This is a genomic window from Candidatus Pelagibacter sp. PS_44 (assembly GCF_059417735.1).
In genome coordinates, this window is the sequence record NZ_CM182063.1 from 705463 (window position 1) to 722441 (window position 16979).

A 16979-nucleotide genomic window follows, 5' to 3' on the forward strand; every position below is an offset into this window, starting at 1 on the left:
AAATTTACAAAATTTACAAATAGAAATTATGAGTCAAATTGATTTAAAAATTGGTCCTAAAATAAAGGCTTTTAGACGACAGTTAGGACTACAAGCTAATAAACTTTCGGAAGATCTGGGTATTTCTCCAAGTTATTTAAATTTAATTGAAAGTGGAAAAAGAAAAATAGATGGAGATTTGCTACTTAAGGTTTGTGAAAAATTAAATATTCAGCTCTCAGACTTAACATCAAAATCAGATGTTAACTTAGAAAATACTATTTCAGAAATTTTAGATGATAAATTGTTTGAAGACCTAGATATTCTTGGTCCTGAAGTTAAAGACCTTGTTGGAACAAATCCTAAGATTGGTAGAGCTCTTGTGAGATTAGGAGATATTCTTAAAAAGAAAGATCATGAGCTAATTAATAAAATAGAAAAAATATCAGGTAAGATAGTTGATAATAGAAAAAACTCTTTTCCAGGGGAGGTAATATCTGATTTCCTTCAAGAACATAAAAACTATTTTCCAAAATTAGAAGAGTTTGCAAATAAAGTTTTTGATAAAATTCAAAAAAATAACAGAACTCGATATATTTCCTTATGTGAATATTTAAATAAAGAATATTCAATTACAGTTAAAGATATTTTACCAGAAGAGGGAAAGCCTTTTTCTAAAATTTATAATAAAAATAAAAAAGAACTCTTATTAAGTGATTATAGTTCTTTGGAAACAAAAAAACTTCATGCAGCAGCTCAGATTGCGCAAGAAGGTGCAATGAAAGATATTGATAATTATCTATCTAAATTTTCTTTTCCTTCAAAAGAATCAAAAGAATTGACTAAAGTTGCTTTATTAAATTATTGTGGTGCAGCAATTTTAATGCCTTACAAACCTTTTCATACTGAATGTAAAAAATTGAAATATGATTTAGAGCTATTACAAAATACATTTGCAACTTCTTTTGAACAAGTTGCTCACCGTGTAACATGCTTACAAGATCCAAAATTGCCTGGAATTCCTTTTCACATGCTTAGAGTTGACATGGCAGGAAATATCTCAAAAAGATTTTCATTATCAGGAATTGATATACCAAGATATGGTGGTGCATGTCCTAGATGGAATGTTTATTCTGCATTTACTCGACCTGGTGTAATTCAAGCAGCTGTTAGTAAAATGACTAATGGTGAAAAATATGTTTGTATCGCAAGAACTGTAGAAAAAGGTGTTGGAAGATTTGGTCGATCAAAAAGTATATTATCAATTGGTCTTGGCTGTGATGCAAAGTATGCAAAAGACTTTGTGTACACTGAAAATATTAATGTTAGTGATAAAACTACTGAAATTCCTATCGGTGTATCTTGCAGAACTTGTGATAGATTGGATTGTTCACAAAGAGCCTTTCCACCGTTACATAAAAAATTTGATGTAGATATTAATTCTAGAGGCGTCTCTGTATATGTAAACGATAAGTCTAGTTAATTAAGACTTCCAATCACCAATTTTACTGAACAGAAAATTTCTAAATGCTGTAATTCTTGCTGTATTTTTAAGTGATTGCGGATAAACAAAATGTGCTTCGGTAATTGGACCTTCAGAGCTAGGAAGAACTTTAATAACATTTGTCGAATTTGTAACTAAGTATTCTGGTAAAGCTGCTAGTCCAACTCCAGTTTCGACAGCAAGTAATAGACCCATAACACTATTTACTTTCATTATAGATTTCCTTTTTTTTCCATCTTTAATACCAAGTTTTAATGCCCAATCAGGATTATATACTGGTGATGGAGCACCTTTTCCAAACGAAATAAATCTATGTTTGTTTAAATCATTAATTGTTTTAGGCATCCCATGTTTTTCTAAATATTTATAAGAACCATAGATATAATACTTAATATCAACTAATTTTTTTTGAATATAATTAAGCTGCTTAGGTCTTCTCATAAAAATTCCAATATCAGCTTGTCTAGTACTTAGATCAAGTTCCTTATCATCAAAGATTAATTCAATTTCAATTTCTGGATTTAAAGTCATAAATTCTTGAATTCTTGGAGTTAGCCAGTGAGTCCCGAAGCTTCTAACAGTTGTAATTGTTAGTTTACCAGTTGGTTTATTTTTTTGATCACCTAACGTAGATTCAACTTCTTTTAGTTTACTAATTACATCATGAGCTGTTTTAAAAACATACTCACCATTTTCTGTAAGAGTTAATCCTCTTGCATGTCTTTCAAAGAGCTGTACTTTTAGATCCTGTTCTAAAGATTGAATTTGTCTACTTATTGCAGACTGACTAAGATTTAAGTTTATTGTTGCGTTAGTAAAGCTTCCAGCTTCTGCAACTGCATGAAAAATTTTTAATTTATCCCAGTCCATTATTTATTTACATCAACAATATATCTTCCGGATGTTTCACCTTTTAACATTTTTGGATATATGTCTATTAAATCCACCAAACTTATTGTCTTTATTGATTTTTCTAATTGTTTAAAATCAATAATATTTTTAACTTCGTTCCAAACAAATTCTCTTCTCTTTATTGATGCTGTAACAGAGTTTATTCCCCAAAGTTTAACGCCTCTTATAATAAAAGGCATAACTGTAGTATTTAATTTATAATCAGACGCATTTCCACAAGCTGCAACAATTCCATTATCTCTAGTTTGTGCTAATGCATTAGCAAGTATTTTACCACCAACGGTATCAACAACACCGTCCCATAAACCTTTGTCTAATGGCCTTGGATCTTTATCTAGATCTGCTTTGTTTATTATATTTTTTGCACCTAACGTTCTTAAGTATTCTTCATTTTCAGATTTTCCGGTAACAGCTGTAACATCATAACCAAATTTATTTAAAATCATTACCGCAATACTTCCAACGCCTCCAGATGCACCAGTTACTAGAACATCTTTCACTTTTTCTCCCAATAAAAGTTCTTCTCTAGCTTTGATTGCAAAAGAACATAATAAAGCTGTAAGACCTGCTGTGCCTAAAATCATTGCTTGTTTAGATGTTACATCTTTTGGTTTTTTAACCAAATAATCACCGTTAACTTTTGCAAGCTGAGAATAGCCACCAAAATAAATTTCTCCTACTCTCCAACCTGTTAGAATTACCTCATCTCCTTTTACAAACTTTGAGTTATCACTTTCTATAACAGTACCTGCAAAATCAATACCGGGAATATGCGGAAACTCTTTTACTAATTTTGCACCATTATTTAAAATAAGCGCATCTTTATAATTTAAATCTGAGTAATCAACTTGAACAAGTACATCTCCGTGTTTTAAAAATGATTTCTCAATTGACTTTACTTCTCTAGTTAAATTTTCACCTTCTTGATTGAGAATTAATGCTTTGAAATTGTCTGACATACTTTTCCTCCTTTGGGAAAGTTACTTACTAATAAATCTTAGATATCTATTTTGAATACTTAAATCTTTTTTAAATTCCCCTAAAAAATAATTTGTAACAGTTGTTGCATTTTCTTTTTTAATACCCCTCATTGTCATACATTGATGTGCAGCGTCAATTGTTACTGCAACTCCTTTTGCATCTAATGAAGTCATTAAAGCTTGTGCAACTTGCATTGTAAGTCTCTCTTGAGTTTGCAATCTTTTTGAAAAGACTTCTACAACTCTTGCAAGTTTACTTAATCCTACAACTCTTTCATTTGGAATATAGGCAACATGTGCTGTTCCAACTATTGGTGCCATATGATGTTCACAGTGACTAGTTACTGAAATATTTTTTTCAACAACCATGTCGTCATAACCCTCAACATCACCAAAGGTTTTTTCTAATATCTTATTTGCATCCTCGGCATATCCACCAAAATATTCTTTAAATGCTTTAACAACTCTTTTGGGTGTTTCAAGTAAACCTTCTCTAGAAGGATCTTCACCCATCCAAGTTAAAATAGTTTTAAAAGCTTCTTCAGCTTCCTTATCAGAAACTTTCTTGGTATCTAAAACTTTATTATTTATGTCTTCAACTAATTTCACAACGCAAGTTTATACAGTAAATCATTGTTTTTAAAATATTTAATATATTGAGCAATATGCTACATAATAACCTAATTATGTTTAAAAAAAGAGAAAATATCCTGGAAATTGAAGAAGGCAAATATCTATCTCCCAAGTTCGATAATGATGGATTAATACCAGTTATTACAATGTGTTCAAAAACTAGAGATATCTTAATGCATGGATATATGAATGTTGAAGCTTTAAAGAAGACTATAGAAACAAAAGAAGCTCATTATTTTAGTAGATCAAGACAGCAAATTTGGCACAAAGGCAAAACTAGTGGGTATACCCAAAAAATAACAGAAATCAGAATTGATGATGATCAAGACTCAGTTTGGATTACAGTTGATATTGGTGATGGTGCTAGTTGTCATGTTGGTTATAGATCATGTTTTTATAGATCAATTCCACTAGGTCCGATCGACAATGGTAGAGAAATTGAGATGAAGTTTGAAGAAAAAGAAAAATCTTTTGACCCTGAGATTGTCTATAAAGGTCAACCTAACCCTACAAAAATTTAAATGGCTGACAAACAAAAAAATGTTCTAGGTGAAGATCTAGAGGAATGTTCTAACAGCCCATTAACAGGATGGTATAGAGATGGTTGCTGCAATACTGATGAAAATGATCATGGTGTTCATACTGTTTGTGCAAAAGTTACAACTGAATTTTTAGAATGGTGCAAAGAAGCTGGTAATGATTTAATAACACCACATCCTGAATTTGGTTTTCCAGGACTTAAAGATGGAGATGGTTGGTGTGTTTGTGCCAGTTGGTATGCAAGAGCTGTTGATGCTGGAAAAAGTTGTCCTGTATATTTAAAAAGAACACATGAAAAAACTTTAAAGCTTGTTTCTATGGAAGCTTTAAAGAAGAATGCTATTGATTTATCTTAATAAATTTTAAATTTATAATCATTTACTTGCTAAACCCATTTTGAACTAATAAGTTTTAAAGATGGAAATTGTCACAAAAATTGCTCCGTTAGGTTTAGCTATAATAATGTTGGGACTTGGAATGAGTCTAACAATTAAGGATTTTACAAGAGTAGTTAAGTTTCCAAAAGATTTTTTAGTTGGTTTAATTTGTCAGATGCTTGTTCTTCCAATTATTGCATTCGCTCTTATTAAATTATTAAACACTCCGCTTGAGCTTGCATTGGGAGTAATGATAATTGCAGCTGCTCCTGGGGGTGTAACATCAAATGTACTCACTAAATTTGCAGATGGAGACGTCGCTTTATCAATAACGCTAACAGCAATTATTAGCTTAGTTAGTATTATATCTTTTCCTTTTATTATTTTTCTTTCAATTGATTTATTAAATATCAATTATATTACAAAAGAATTTTCTATGGTTGGTATTTCCTTAAAAATGTTTTTTGTTGTTACTATCCCAGTTTTAATAGGAATGATTATTCGTCATTTTGCTGAGAATTTAATTTTAAATAATGTTTTATTAATTCAGAGAATTTCAATAGCTTTATTTGTCTTGGTATTTATCGCGATCTATATTGAAGAATGGGATAATATTGCAAGCTTTATAAAGCAGGCTGGTTTGATTGCATTAATACTTAATATTGTAATGATGATTGTAGGTTTTTGTGTTGCAAAATTTTTTACATCAGGTGTTGCGCAACAAAGATGTATATCTCTAGAGTGTGGTTTACAAAATGGAACATTGGCTGTATTTGTTTCAACCCAATTATTTGATGAGATGGTTTATATCGTACCTACAGCAGCTTACGCATTAGTGATGATGGCAACTTCTTTGTTTTTTGTCTATATTGTAAAAAAGAGCAGCTAAAATTTAATCATTTTTCGTTAAGCATAAATTATAAACACGTGCAGTAAATTTAGATAAATGATCTAAGGTTATTTTATGTACCTCTAATAATTTTTGTGCATGATGACCAGTTGAACTATAATGTTTTTTGTTATCAACTTTTAAAAATTTTTCTTTTAGTAGTTTATTTAATTTTCTAATAACTGTAGCTCTTGGTATCCCTGTTATATCTGAAATAGACATTGCGTTAACACCTGTTTCACTTCTTTGGTCACCCCACATATACTTTTCTAAGTAAAATTCTTTACTCATTTCACTATTATCATGTTTTTTTGAGTGTAAAGCTTGATTGATTATACAAACGCCATTAACATGAAAACTTTCCAAGTCACCAAAAACTTTTTTAGAACCTAATAACATAGGGAATTGCATTTCATAATAAAGTATCCAAACAAATGAAAAATATTCCTTACATATTTTTGTTAAAATTTCATTGCTGAACGGTTCAGATATTTTCTTTTCAGCAACACATATTTTTGAAAGAGTGGATAAAAATCTTGTTATTCTTTCTATCGTATCATTAGGTTTAATATTTGGCCAAGTATTTCTGTCAATTATAATCTTTTTATTTATTTTTTTTATTACACCCATTTTTTCTAATTCATTAATTTTTCTTCTAGTTGTTTCTTTTGCTATATTTAGGGATTTAGATATTTCCATTACATTAATTTTTTCTATTTCAAACTCAAATTGATTAAAATACTCAACATAACTTAACGTCGTAAGATTTTTGGCGTGAGTTTCAAATGTGGTCTTCAATAAATACATGACGATCATATATTTTTCATAATCATGAAAAGTCCTATAAACACTATTAACCCATGTTAATTGTAATGGTGCCCAAACAGGAATAATCGAAGCATAGTTTTTTTCTATTACTTCTCGTATGACCTCACTATGAATTTGTTTTGATAGTTCAGGTAAAAATTTAGACATAAATTATATTTTAACCCAAAATGAACATAATTAACTCTAAAGTCAACCCAAAATGAACAAGTGCAAAATTGTTTAGATTTACCAACTATGATTTATTAAAGTCATGAGTTCTGAAAAAAAAATTAGCTCTGGGGAAAGTGAACTTCCTTATTTTACGACCCCTATTCAAAATGAGGAAGTTTCATCGAAGCGAGTTGATATAAATGTACTTTTAAATAGAGCAAGAAAAGTTCAAGAAAAAGAAACAAGAACTAACTTAGTGTTAGCCGGACTTGGACTTAGTTTAGTTTTTGTTGTTGGGTTAATTTTATCTTTCTAATTACATATTTCCATACTTTGGACCACCACTTCCTTCAGGCGTCACCCAAGTAATATTTTGGGAAGGCTCTTTGATATCACAGGTTTTACAATGAATACAATTTTGTGAATTTATCACAAATTTATTTATCCCATTTTCATTTTGAACTTCATAAACACCTGCTGGACAATATCGTTGTGCAGGTTCATCAAATTTTTCTAAAGTATAATTTATTGGTAAATTAGGATCTTTTAATTGTAAGTGCACTGGTTGATTGTCAGCATGATTAGTTCCTGTTAAATAAACAGAACTTGTTTTGTCAAAAGTAATTACATTGTCTGGTTTTGGATAATCAATTTTTGGCATTTCATTTGCTGGCTTTAATGTTTCGTGGTCAGCATGTTTATGCTTTAAGGTAAAAGGTAATTTTCCTCTAAACAATATTTGATCGATTCCAGTGAATATTATTCCAAGAATTAAGCCCCAGCTAAAACTTGGTTTAACATTACGAGCCGCATGTAATTCTTGATAGACCCAGCTTTTTTTGAACTTATCTTCATATATGGATAAACCTTTATTTTCTTTTAAATGCTCATTGATAGTTTCAGCTGCAATCATTCCACTCTTCATTGCCGTATGTGACCCTTTAATTTTTGGCATATTTAAAGTTCCCGCATCACAACCAATAAGCAAAGCTCCTGGCATAAACATTTTTGGTAAACTTTGTAGTCCACCCTCAATTAAAGCACGAGCACCATAAGAAATACGTTTTCCACCTTCAATTATTTTTTTAATTGCAGGATGAGTTTTAAATCTTTGAAATTCATCAAACGGGGAAAGATATGGGTTTTTATAATCAAGACCAATTACATAACCTAAAAAAACTTGTTTATTTTCTGCATGATACATAAAGCTTCCACCATAAGTATTGTTATCTAGTGGCCAACCCGCAGTATGCATGACCATTCCCTCTTGATGATTTTTTTCAGTTATTTCCCAAATTTCTTTAAATCCAATTCCATATTGTTGAGGGTCTTTACCTTCAGATAAATTAAATTTTTCAATTAATTGTTTTCCAAGATGTCCTCTACATCCTTCAGCAAAAACAGTAACTTTTCCTAAAAGTTCTATGCCAGGTTCAAAACTATCTTTTTTGTTTCCTTCTTTATCAACTCCCATATCTTGAGTTGCAACTCCTTTGACTGATCCATCTTCATTATATAAAATTTCACTTGCTGGAAAGCCTGGAAATATTTCAACTCCTAAACCTTCCGCTTGTTCTGCTAACCATCTACATAAATTAGCTAAACTAATTATGTAATTGTTATGATTTTGTTGAACCGATGGTAACAACCAAGTAGGCCAACTTATTGATTTGGATTTTCCTAAAAATAAAAATTTTTCCTTAGAAACCTTGGTTTTAATAGGTGAATTTAGTTCTTTCCAATTTGGCAATAACTCCTCTAAGGCCCTGGTTTCAAAAACATTACCACTTAAAATATGAGCACCGATCTCAGATGCTTTTTCTAATAGACAAACATTTAATTCTGGATTTATTTGTTTTAATTTAATTGCAGTTGATAATCCTGAGGGACCACCTCCAACAATCACCACATCATATTCCATTGCTTCTCTAGGCATATGGTATTTTTTTATATTATTTGCTATTTTTGTATAGTGTTTAATTTATTCAATTCTTCTAGAAATTGTGGAAGAGCTTCAAACAAGTCAGCTTCTAAACCGTAATCTGCAACACTAAAAATAGGTGCTTCCCCATCTTTATTTATTGCAACAATAATTTTACTTTCTTTCATGCCAGCCAAATGTTGAATTGCGCCAGAGATTCCAACCGCAATATATAAATCTGGTACAACAACTTTACCTGTTTGACCAACTTGATGTTCATTGCTTATATACCCAGCATCCACTGCTGCACGTGAGGCTCCTATTGCTGCATTTAATTTATCAGCTATATCTGTAATCAATTTAAAATTATCTCCACTTTGCATACCTCTTCCACCTGAAATCACAACTCTTGCAGTTCCAAGCTCTGGTCTGTCTGATTTAACTTCTTCTCTTTTAATAAATTTTGATACAGTAACTTCATCTGCAGCATCCATTTTTTCAACTGTTGCAGATCCTCCTGACGTTTCACATGGTTCAAATGAGGTTGGTCTTATAGTTATGCATTTTTTTGTATCATTGCTTTTAACAGTTGCAAATGCATTGCCTGCATAAATAGGTCTTATAAATGTATCTGGAGAAATCACTTTTATTATATCGCTTACTTGTGAAGTATCTAGCAACGCTGCTATTCTTGGCATTAAATTTTTACCAAATGTATTTGCAGAGCTAACTACATGTGAATAACTTTCAGAAGCCTTAACAACTAATGGTGCAAAATTTTCAGGCAAAAAATTTTCATAATGAGAAGCTTCAGCTTGTATTACTTTTTTAACCAAAGGTATTTCTGATAAAGATTTTGCAACTTCAGAGCAATTATTTCCTATTAATAATGCATGAACATCACTATCAATTTGTGATGCTGCAGTAATTGCATTAAGAGTAAATGGTCTTAATTCTTTATTATTATGTTCAGCAATTAATAAAATAGACATTATATAACCTTCGCTTCATTTTTAAGTTTTTGTACTAATTCAGCTACACTTGACACTTTTATTCCAGCTTTTCTTTTTGGTGGCTCTTCAACTTTAATTTGTTGAAATCTTGGTGCTGCATCAACACCTAAATCTGCTGCTGATAGTTCATCGATTGGTTTTTTTTTAGCTTTCATAATATTTGGTAATGAAGCATATCGAGGTTCATTTAATCTTAAATCACAAGTAACCACTGCTGGAACATTAACTTCAATTGTCTCCAAACCTTCATCAATTTCTCTTATGATTTCTAATTTATTATCTTTAATGTCTATCTTTGATGCAAAAGTTGCCTGAGGCCAGTTTAATAATGCACTAAGCATTTGCCCAGTTTGATTACAATCATCATCAATTGCTTGTTTTCCCATAAACACTAAATCTGGTTTTTCTTTATCTACAATTTTTTGCAATATTTTAGCGACAGCTAAAGGCTCAACAATTCCATCTATTTTAACATGAATTCCTCTGTCTGCACCAACTGCTAATGCTTTGCGAACTGTTTCTTGTGCCTTTTCTTCTCCAATAGTTACTGCTACTATTTCCGTGGCTTTTCCAGCTTCTTTAATTTTTACAGCTTCTTCTATTGCATTATCATCAGGTGGATTTGTTGACATTTTAACGTTGTCTGTGACGACACCAGTGCCATCCTCCTTAACTCTTATTTGGACGTTGTAATCAATAACTCTTTTTACGGCGACTAATATTTTCATTATGCTCTTAGTAAATTGTTTTCTGGGTCATAAGGACTTTCCTCTAAAATTGTACAATCATACATTTTACCAAGAATATCAATTTTCAATTTTTGCCCTGGTGTCGCAATCTCTGGCTTAACCATTCCTAATGCTATTGATTTACCTAGTCTAAAACCAAAATCTCCACCAGTTGCACGTCCAATTACTTTTCCATTATCATAAATTGGATTATTTCCTAAAACATCTGCATCTTCTATGTTGTGAACTTCTAAGGTAACCAATTGATTTGAAAATCCTTTTTCTCTCCATTTATTCAAAGCCTCTAATCCAATAAATTTTCCTTTATTTGGGTGAATAAATCTATCTAACCCAGATTCATAAGGTGAGTATTCGATTGATAATTCTGTACCAACAAGTTTATAAGATTTTTCAAGTCTTAAACTATTCATTGCTCTAATTCCGTAAGGCTTAAGACCTAAATCTTTTCCAGCTTCCATTAATTTATCGAAAATATGATTTTGGTATTCAATTGGGTGATGAAGTTCCCAACCTAGTTCCCCTACAAAGTTTACTCTCATAGCATTAACCTCTGCATTTCCAACATCAACAGTTTTTGCACTTAACCATTTAAAGTTTTCATTTGAAAAATCATCTCTTGATACTCTAGTCATTAACTCTCTAGCTTTAGGACCAGAGACAACTAGAACACCAATACTATTTGTTAAGTTTTCAAATTGAACACTACCATCGGTTGGCATCCATTTTTGAATCCAGTCATGGTCTAATCTTTGATTTGCTCCCGCAGAAACTAAATAATAACTTCCCTCTGCCTCTTTCATGATTGTAAATTCAGAATGCACTCCACCCTTAGTATTAAGAGCATGACACAGCCCAATTCTGCCAATTTTTTTTGGGAGTTTGTTTGCAACTAAATAATCTAAAAACTCTTCAGCACCAGATCCTTTAATTCTACATTTCGCAAATGCCGTCATATCCAGAAGACCAACATTTTCTTTTACATTTTTACATTCTTTTTCTATCGCCTTAAACCATTTAGATCTTCTAAAAGACCAGTCATCTTTTTGTTCCATTCCATCAACTGCAAAGAAATTAGGTCTCTCCCATCCAAATTTTTGACCAAAAACTGCACCAAGGGCTTTCATTCTATCATAACAAGGTGATGTTCTTAATTCCCTAGCAGCCTCTCTTTCTTCGTCAGGATAATGAACTTTAAATACATGATTGTATGCTTCTTCATTTTTTTCTTTTAAATATGATTTTGAAACATAATCACCAAACCTTCTTGGTTCGACACCAAGCATATCTATTGTTGGTTCACCATCAACTATCCATTCTGCAAGTTGCCATCCAGCTCCACCTGCTGCCGTTATTCCAAAACTATGTCCTTCGTTAATCCAAAAATTCTTTAATCCCCATGCGGGTCCAACAATCGGGTTTCCATCAGGTGTATAACAAATTGCACCATTATAAACTTTCTTAACTCCTACTTCTCCAAAAGCAGGTACTCGGTGAATAGCTCCTTCAATATGTGGTGCTAATCTATCTAAGTCTTCTTGAAATAATTCATATTCAGAATCTTTTGATGGACCATCTACATAGCATGCCGGTGCTCCATCTTCATATGGGCCTAATATTAATCCACCTGCTTCCTCTCTCATATACCATCTACTATCACTATCTCTTAAAACTCCCATTTCAGGTAAACCATCTTTTTTTCTTTTTACAATATCTGGATGAGGCTCTGTTACGATATATTGATGTTCAACTGGTATTACTGGAATATCTAAACCAACCATTTTTCCAGTTTGTCTTGCAAAATTTCCAGAGCAAGAAATTACATGCTCACACTCTATTGCACCTTTATCTGTTTCAACAATCCAGCCATCTTTAGTTTGTTTCATTCCAACTACAGCTGTATTTCTATAAATTTCTGCACCTAAATTTCTAGCCCCCGTTGCCATTGCTTGTGTTAAGTCAGCGGGCTGAATATAACCATCTTCTGGGTGTTGGATTGCACCAATTAAATCTTCTGTATTACACAAAGGCCAAATTTCTTTTACCTGATCGGGCGTTAAAAATTTTACGTCAACACCAATTGTTTGGGCAACACCTGCATACTGATGATACTCATCCATTCTATCTTTAGTACTTGCTAAACGAATATTTGATACAACACTAAAACCTACATTTTTTCCAGTTTCTTCCTCTAATTTTTTATAAAGATTAACAGCATATTTGTGAAGTTGACCAACTGAATAACTCATATTAAACAAAGGTAGTAATCCTGCAGCATGCCAAGTGGAACCAGAAGTTAATTCTTTTCTCTCAATTAAAACAACATCCGACCAACCTTTTTTTGCAAGGTGATAAAGGGCGCTAACTCCTACTACGCCGCCACCAACTACAACAACTTTAGCTTTAGATTTCATTAAAACGATTCCTACTAAATTTTCATTACGAACGAAACAAAATTCGTTTACTCTCTAAATTAAATTGAAGATCCTAAGGGCATTGGAGCGGACACCATTGTAGTCAACCAGCAGTCTTTAAAGGGACCATCTTTTTTATATTTTTCAACCTGCCATTTAAATTTGTAGTAGGATTTGTCTTTTCCAAGAACACTAACTTCATACAAAGCTACTGTATTGGTAAGGTTTTCTTGAACAATTTCATGATCTAAATGATCTAATAATATTTTATATGATTTGCCTTTCAGCATGGTCTTAAATCTATCCAAAGGTCCTGTGCTTTTTCTATTACTAGGATGGGCAAACTCCCATGTTTGTTCAATACCATTATCTATAGTCGGAGAATTGTTTTTTTGTAAACTTTTTAACTGAATTTCTACAACCTGGTATGGCTCAATATTGCTATTGGGCTTTATTAAGTCTGCTTGTAAAATTGTAAAACTTAGAAAGTAAATTAATAAGGTCTTATATATTATTTGCCGTCTTTTTAACGTCTTCAAGAAATTTTTTTCGTTTTTCATCAGTTACAAACGGTACTGCAAAATATCTTCTGTATACAATATTATAAATGCCACACATATGAAACACACCTCTTTTTAACCTTCTAATAGGCAGGTTTAAAAAAAATGTTGTAATAGCTAATCTTGGAGACCCATAAGTACAAAAGATTATAGCCTTTTTATCTTTTAAGTTTCCCATTGGATAACCGTAATTTCCAACTAATTTTTTAAATGTGAAAGCCCATGGTGGTGACAAAACTTTATCTATCCAACCTTCTACAATAGCTGGCATTCTAAAATTCCAAATAGGAGCAATTAAAACAATAGTATCACATTTTTCAATACGTCTTCTGTGATCTAATACATCCTCTCCTGCTTGTTCACCTGCAAAAACTGGATTAAATTTTTCTTTGTACAAATCTACACAATCGACTGTATTACCATTTGCTTCAGCAGTTTCTATAAATGTATCTCTAATAGCCGCATTAAAAGACTTTTCATTGTAATGACCATATAAAAGAAATATTCTTTTCATAATTTAGATGGTATAGACCAGAAAAATTTAAAATCTATGAAAAATTTTTACGTTATTGTTGGTATCCATAAAGACCCAAATAAAATTGAAACAATCATTAAAGAAACAGAGAAAAGATTTGGACCCTTCGAAGAAACCCAAGCAAATAATTTTGCCAAGAGTTTAATTCAAAAAAATATAGATGATTTTTATCATCGTGCTTGGGTAGTTAAATCTAATAATTTAACCAAATAAAACCCAGCAAACATAAAGATTACAAAACTTACAGAATTTAAGTTTAGTAGAGCTAATGATGCTATTGCAGGTCCTGGACATAAGCCTACTAATCCCCAGCCCGCACCAAAAAGTGATGAACCTATAATTAATTTTTTATTTAACTCTTTATTATTTGAATAAGAAAATTTCTCAGCAAAAATTGGTTTCTTATTATTCTTAAATAAATGAAAAAAAGGTGAGGATATTACTAAAGCTCCAATCATAACAAACGCTAATGATGGGTCCCAGTCTCCAAAAATATTTAAAAATCCTAAAACTTTTTCAGGATTTATCATCTGTGAAACAGTAAGACCTATTCCAAATATCATTCCACAAATTAAAGATATAATTTTATTCATATTAAATTTTTTACTAAAACTGTTAAAATTCCAACAATCATAAACGTTACTGTTGCTACAATTGATCTTAAAGAAAATCTTCCAATGCCACTGATGCCATGTCCACTAGTGCAGCCACCACCTATTCTTGTACCAGCTCCAACCAATAAACCTGCAAATGCTAACAAATAAAATGAGTTTGAAATTGAAATATTAATCTCTTCCTGACTAAATATTTTATAAACAATAGGTCCAATAATTAATCCAATTAAAAATAAAAGATTATCAAACCTATTATCTTTGGAGGTTAAAAAATTACTAGCGATACCACTTATTCCAATTAATCGGCCATTAAATACAAAAAAAATAATAACTGCTAAACCAATTAAAGATCCTCCCAGAAATGCAGAAATTGGAGTAAAATTAATTATATTCACTTAATTTTGTAACACTGGAAATGCTGGATTAATATTTAGAAAAATTTTTTGGTATTCCATTTTTGTACAACGATTTTCAATATATTGGATTTGATTGTTTTCAACAAGAGTTTTTGCTTCTTCACATCTTATACCCAATTGTAACCATAAAACTTTTGCATCAATTTTCACAGCATCTCTTGCAAAATTAATTGCTTCCTTTGAGGGTCTAAACACATTAACAATTTCTATAGGTATTTTTATATCTTCAAGTTTTCCATAAACTTGTTCCCCTAAAATTTTTTCATCTTTTGCTTTTGGGTTAACAGGAATAACTTTAAAACCATATTTTTGCATATACTTCATCACTATGGTTGATGGTTTCTTTTCATCTTTGCTGACACCCACCATTGCTATAGTTTTATAGTTTGAAAGAATTTCTTTAATTTTGTCTTTCACTACTTATGTTTCCACTTGGGTTTTCTTTTTTGCAAAAATGCTGAGATCCCTTCTTTTGCATCCATTGCCATCATATTTTTAGTCATCATTTTACTCGTATATGCATAAGCTTTTCTTAATGGCATTTCTAATTGATTATAAAAAGTTTGTTTTCCAATTTTAATTGTAAGGCTTGATTTTGAAGCAATAGTTTTTGCAATTTTTAATACTTCATTATTTAATTTTGCTTTAGCAAAATGATTATTAATTAGTCCAATTTCTTTTGCATAATTTGCTTTAATAGGTTCACCAGTTAATAACATTTGCATCATTTTTTTTCTATTAACTTTTCTACTAACTGCAACCATAGGTGTACTACAAAATAAACCAATATTTACTCCTGGTGTTGCAAAAATTGCATCATTAGTACTGTAAGCAAGATCACAGCTTGCAACCAACTGACAACCTGCTGCAAATGCTGCGCCATGAACTTTTGCAATAACTGGTTTTTTTCCTTCAACTATTTGAAGCATTAATTTTGAGCAAAGATTAAAAAGTTTTTGATACTTTTCTCTTTTTTTTAATCCACTCACTTCTTTTAAGTTATGACCTGCGCTAAAACCTTTGCCAGCACCTTCAATAATAATTACTTTAACATCGTTATTATTATCTAACCTTTTAAAAACTTTGATTAGGTCGTTTAAATTTTTAAATGAAAGTGCGTTATATGTTTTTGGTTCATTAATGATGATTGAGGCAATATCTTTATTTGAAAATTTTACTTTAATGTTACTTAAGTTTGCCATCTTCTCTCATTTTAGCTCTAATTTTAGTTGCCGATATTTGTTGAATTTCCTCTGACAAAACTATTTCTTCAATTTTATAACCAACTCCTCTACCGTAACAAATGTTTGTAATATTTGGCACTAATATCACCTTAAATCTACCTTCAAACTCTGGGTTTAATCTTTCTTCAATATTCTTTTTCACTGTGTCAAAATCAAATGGGTTATCATCAACTCCTTGAACGTCTCTAATTTGAATACAAACTTGTCCAGTTTTTTTAATAATTTCCTGAAATAAAGCATAATGACCATCATGAAATGGTTGCCACCTTCCTAACATTTGTGCAGTTGGTTTTTTATTGTCCCATTTGTAAGTCACTATTTTATCTCCTTTAATATTATTGGTGCCCAGTATTTAGCATCTTGAGTTGTGACCTGACAATCAAATTTTTCAGGCTTTACAAACATTTTGTTAGTATCGTCAAAACGTCCTTCTTTTATTGTGTTTACCCAAATAATATAATCAGCTGGAAATAAGTTTCTAGCCTCAGGAGTTGGGCAAACAAAATCTGCCACAACATAATTTCCCTCATCTTTCAATTTTTTTGCAAAATCTGCCATTCGCTTTGATTGTCTTATTCTTCCTTCTTCTGAAAAATCCCAATCATTAGCTTCTTTTCTAACCTCATCCGCATTCAATCTTTTAGCATTTAACATTGGTGCTATTTCATTTGCTAAAGTTGTCTTGCCTGAGCCCGGTAGACCCATTATTAAAATTATTTTCATT

At 31.3% G+C, this 16979-nt stretch carries 22 protein-coding genes; 6 read left to right on the forward strand and 16 right to left on the reverse strand.

From position 1 onward, the window contains the following. Nucleotides 1-28: 28 nt before the first annotated feature. Nucleotides 29-1462, forward strand: coding sequence for a helix-turn-helix domain-containing protein (locus AC5SLO_RS03930; RefSeq protein WP_494572690.1), 1434 nt, complete (start codon nucleotides 29-31; stop codon nucleotides 1460-1462). Here AC5SLO_RS03930 and AC5SLO_RS03935 read toward each other — a convergent pair whose 3' ends face one another. Genes AC5SLO_RS03935 through folE form a run of 3 tightly spaced genes read right to left on the reverse strand, consistent with a single transcriptional unit; the run spans nucleotide 1463 to nucleotide 3984 of the window. Then, the gene (locus AC5SLO_RS03935; RefSeq protein ID WP_271516865.1) at nucleotides 1463-2353 is read right to left on the reverse strand and encodes a LysR family transcriptional regulator; all 891 of its coding nucleotides are present in this window, start codon (nucleotides 2351-2353) and stop codon (nucleotides 1463-1465) included. Continuing rightward, entirely contained in the window at nucleotides 2353-3354 is a 1002-nt protein-coding gene (locus AC5SLO_RS03940; protein WP_494572691.1) for an oxidoreductase, read from the reverse strand. The genes AC5SLO_RS03935 and AC5SLO_RS03940 overlap by 1 nt, the downstream gene beginning before the upstream one ends. Nucleotides 3355-3375: 21 nt before the next feature. Continuing rightward, nucleotides 3376-3984 (reverse strand): GTP cyclohydrolase I FolE, encoded by a 609-nt coding sequence (folE, locus tag AC5SLO_RS03945; protein WP_271516874.1) that lies wholly within the window; start codon nucleotides 3982-3984, stop codon nucleotides 3376-3378. A gap of 77 nt (nucleotides 3985-4061) precedes the next feature. On the opposite strand from folE, the gene hisI reads away from it, so the two are divergent. The 3 genes from hisI (at nucleotide 4062) to AC5SLO_RS03960 (ending at nucleotide 5814) form a co-directional block, all read left to right on the forward strand. Continuing rightward, complete coding sequence (hisI, locus tag AC5SLO_RS03950) at nucleotides 4062-4529, forward strand: phosphoribosyl-AMP cyclohydrolase (RefSeq protein WP_271516876.1); 468 nt, start codon at nucleotides 4062-4064, stop codon at nucleotides 4527-4529. Further along, nucleotides 4530-4904 carry a DUF2237 domain-containing protein gene (locus tag AC5SLO_RS03955; RefSeq protein ID WP_271516878.1) on the forward strand — a complete coding sequence of 125 codons (375 nt, stop codon included), beginning with the start codon at nucleotides 4530-4532 and terminating at the stop codon, nucleotides 4902-4904. A gap of 61 nt (nucleotides 4905-4965) precedes the next feature. Next, the gene (locus AC5SLO_RS03960) at nucleotides 4966-5814 is read left to right on the forward strand and encodes a bile acid:sodium symporter family protein (protein ID WP_494572692.1); all 849 of its coding nucleotides are present in this window, start codon (nucleotides 4966-4968) and stop codon (nucleotides 5812-5814) included. Nucleotides 5815-5817: 3 nt separating this feature from the next. Here AC5SLO_RS03960 and AC5SLO_RS03965 read toward each other — a convergent pair whose 3' ends face one another. After that, nucleotides 5818-6789 (reverse strand): DeoR family transcriptional regulator, encoded by a 972-nt coding sequence (locus tag AC5SLO_RS03965; RefSeq protein ID WP_494572693.1) that lies wholly within the window; start codon nucleotides 6787-6789, stop codon nucleotides 5818-5820. A gap of 103 nt (nucleotides 6790-6892) precedes the next feature. On the opposite strand from AC5SLO_RS03965, the gene AC5SLO_RS03970 reads away from it, so the two are divergent. Beyond that, a complete protein-coding gene (locus tag AC5SLO_RS03970) occupies nucleotides 6893-7108 on the forward strand; it encodes a hypothetical protein (RefSeq protein ID WP_494572694.1) in 216 nt (71 codons plus the stop codon). On the opposite strand, the gene AC5SLO_RS03975 is transcribed toward AC5SLO_RS03970, so the two are convergent. From AC5SLO_RS03975 to AC5SLO_RS04000, 6 genes are read right to left on the reverse strand one after another with little or no spacing between them, the layout of a single operon-like run. Continuing rightward, nucleotides 7109-8728, reverse strand: coding sequence for an electron transfer flavoprotein-ubiquinone oxidoreductase (locus tag AC5SLO_RS03975; RefSeq protein WP_494572695.1), 1620 nt, complete (start codon nucleotides 8726-8728; stop codon nucleotides 7109-7111). A 23-nt stretch (nucleotides 8729-8751) separates the two neighbouring features. Next, a complete protein-coding gene (locus AC5SLO_RS03980; protein ID WP_494572696.1) occupies nucleotides 8752-9705 on the reverse strand; it encodes an electron transfer flavoprotein subunit alpha/FixB family protein in 954 nt (317 codons plus the stop codon). Beyond that, a complete protein-coding gene (locus tag AC5SLO_RS03985) occupies nucleotides 9705-10454 on the reverse strand; it encodes an electron transfer flavoprotein subunit beta/FixA family protein (RefSeq protein ID WP_494572697.1) in 750 nt (249 codons plus the stop codon). Before AC5SLO_RS03985 ends, AC5SLO_RS03980 begins: the two co-directional genes overlap by 1 nt. Continuing rightward, a complete protein-coding gene (locus tag AC5SLO_RS03990; protein WP_494572698.1) occupies nucleotides 10454-12886 on the reverse strand; it encodes a GcvT family protein in 2433 nt (810 codons plus the stop codon). Before AC5SLO_RS03990 ends, AC5SLO_RS03985 begins: the two co-directional genes overlap by 1 nt. A 59-nt stretch (nucleotides 12887-12945) precedes the next feature. Next, nucleotides 12946-13446: a hypothetical protein gene (locus AC5SLO_RS03995; RefSeq protein WP_494572699.1), complete on the reverse strand. Its 501-nt coding sequence runs from the start codon at nucleotides 13444-13446 to the stop codon at nucleotides 12946-12948. Beyond that, the gene (locus tag AC5SLO_RS04000; RefSeq protein ID WP_494572700.1) at nucleotides 13391-13960 is read right to left on the reverse strand and encodes an NAD(P)H-dependent oxidoreductase; all 570 of its coding nucleotides are present in this window, start codon (nucleotides 13958-13960) and stop codon (nucleotides 13391-13393) included. Before AC5SLO_RS04000 ends, AC5SLO_RS03995 begins: the two co-directional genes overlap by 56 nt. Before the next feature lie 36 nt (nucleotides 13961-13996). Here AC5SLO_RS04000 and AC5SLO_RS04005 point away from each other — a divergent pair, with 36 nt between their 5' ends. After that, nucleotides 13997-14194, forward strand: a complete 198-nt coding sequence (locus AC5SLO_RS04005; RefSeq protein ID WP_494572701.1) for a DUF4170 domain-containing protein — start codon at nucleotides 13997-13999, stop codon at nucleotides 14192-14194. Here the strand turns inward: AC5SLO_RS04005 and AC5SLO_RS04010 are convergent. Genes AC5SLO_RS04010 through AC5SLO_RS04035 form a run of 6 tightly spaced genes read right to left on the reverse strand, consistent with a single transcriptional unit; the run spans nucleotide 14152 to nucleotide 16978 of the window. Then, nucleotides 14152-14574, reverse strand: a complete 423-nt coding sequence (locus tag AC5SLO_RS04010; protein ID WP_494572702.1) for a DUF6691 family protein — start codon at nucleotides 14572-14574, stop codon at nucleotides 14152-14154. The genes AC5SLO_RS04005 and AC5SLO_RS04010 overlap by 43 nt on opposite strands. Continuing rightward, nucleotides 14571-14990, reverse strand: coding sequence for a YeeE/YedE family protein (locus AC5SLO_RS04015; protein ID WP_494572703.1), 420 nt, complete (start codon nucleotides 14988-14990; stop codon nucleotides 14571-14573). Before AC5SLO_RS04015 ends, AC5SLO_RS04010 begins: the two co-directional genes overlap by 4 nt. Beyond that, nucleotides 14991-15428: a CoA-binding protein gene (locus AC5SLO_RS04020; protein ID WP_494572704.1), complete on the reverse strand. Its 438-nt coding sequence runs from the start codon at nucleotides 15426-15428 to the stop codon at nucleotides 14991-14993. Beyond that, nucleotides 15428-16213, reverse strand: a complete 786-nt coding sequence (locus AC5SLO_RS04025; protein WP_494572705.1) for an enoyl-CoA hydratase — start codon at nucleotides 16211-16213, stop codon at nucleotides 15428-15430. The genes AC5SLO_RS04020 and AC5SLO_RS04025 overlap by 1 nt, the downstream gene beginning before the upstream one ends. Beyond that, complete coding sequence (locus AC5SLO_RS04030; RefSeq protein ID WP_494572706.1) at nucleotides 16197-16571, reverse strand: cytidyltransferase; 375 nt, start codon at nucleotides 16569-16571, stop codon at nucleotides 16197-16199. The genes AC5SLO_RS04025 and AC5SLO_RS04030 overlap by 17 nt, the downstream gene beginning before the upstream one ends. Further along, nucleotides 16571-16978 (reverse strand): P-loop nucleotide/nucleoside kinase family protein, encoded by a 408-nt coding sequence (locus tag AC5SLO_RS04035; protein ID WP_494572707.1) that lies wholly within the window; start codon nucleotides 16976-16978, stop codon nucleotides 16571-16573. The genes AC5SLO_RS04030 and AC5SLO_RS04035 overlap by 1 nt, the downstream gene beginning before the upstream one ends. Between the last annotated feature and the right edge of the window lies 1 nt (nucleotide 16979).

Coding starts and splice junctions, on each gene's coding strand:
- AC5SLO_RS03930 (WP_494572690.1), top strand. CDS start 29: ATGAGTCAAATTGATTTAAAAATTGGTCCTAAAATAAAGGCTTTTAGA.
- AC5SLO_RS03935 (WP_271516865.1), bottom strand. CDS start 2,353: ATGGACTGGGATAAATTAAAAATTTTTCATGCAGTTGCAGAAGCTGGA.
- AC5SLO_RS03940 (WP_494572691.1), bottom strand. CDS start 3,354: ATGTCAGACAATTTCAAAGCATTAATTCTCAATCAAGAAGGTGAAAAT.
- hisI (WP_271516876.1), top strand. CDS start 4,062: ATGTTTAAAAAAAGAGAAAATATCCTGGAAATTGAAGAAGGCAAATAT.
- AC5SLO_RS03955 (WP_271516878.1), top strand. CDS start 4,530: ATGGCTGACAAACAAAAAAATGTTCTAGGTGAAGATCTAGAGGAATGT.
- AC5SLO_RS03960 (WP_494572692.1), top strand. CDS start 4,966: ATGGAAATTGTCACAAAAATTGCTCCGTTAGGTTTAGCTATAATAATG.
- AC5SLO_RS03965 (WP_494572693.1), bottom strand. CDS start 6,789: ATGTCTAAATTTTTACCTGAACTATCAAAACAAATTCATAGTGAGGTC.
- AC5SLO_RS03970 (WP_494572694.1), top strand. CDS start 6,893: ATGAGTTCTGAAAAAAAAATTAGCTCTGGGGAAAGTGAACTTCCTTAT.
- AC5SLO_RS03975 (WP_494572695.1), bottom strand. CDS start 8,728: ATGCCTAGAGAAGCAATGGAATATGATGTGGTGATTGTTGGAGGTGGT.
- AC5SLO_RS03980 (WP_494572696.1), bottom strand. CDS start 9,705: ATGTCTATTTTATTAATTGCTGAACATAATAATAAAGAATTAAGACCA.
- AC5SLO_RS03985 (WP_494572697.1), bottom strand. CDS start 10,454: ATGAAAATATTAGTCGCCGTAAAAAGAGTTATTGATTACAACGTCCAA.
- AC5SLO_RS03990 (WP_494572698.1), bottom strand. CDS start 12,886: ATGAAATCTAAAGCTAAAGTTGTTGTAGTTGGTGGCGGCGTAGTAGGA.
- AC5SLO_RS03995 (WP_494572699.1), bottom strand. CDS start 13,446: ATGAAAAACGAAAAAAATTTCTTGAAGACGTTAAAAAGACGGCAAATA.
- AC5SLO_RS04000 (WP_494572700.1), bottom strand. CDS start 13,960: ATGAAAAGAATATTTCTTTTATATGGTCATTACAATGAAAAGTCTTTT.
- AC5SLO_RS04005 (WP_494572701.1), top strand. CDS start 13,997: ATGAAAAATTTTTACGTTATTGTTGGTATCCATAAAGACCCAAATAAA.
- AC5SLO_RS04010 (WP_494572702.1), bottom strand. CDS start 14,574: ATGAATAAAATTATATCTTTAATTTGTGGAATGATATTTGGAATAGGT.
- AC5SLO_RS04025 (WP_494572705.1), bottom strand. CDS start 16,213: ATGGCAAACTTAAGTAACATTAAAGTAAAATTTTCAAATAAAGATATT.
- AC5SLO_RS04035 (WP_494572707.1), bottom strand. CDS start 16,978: ATGAAAATAATTTTAATAATGGGTCTACCGGGCTCAGGCAAGACAACT.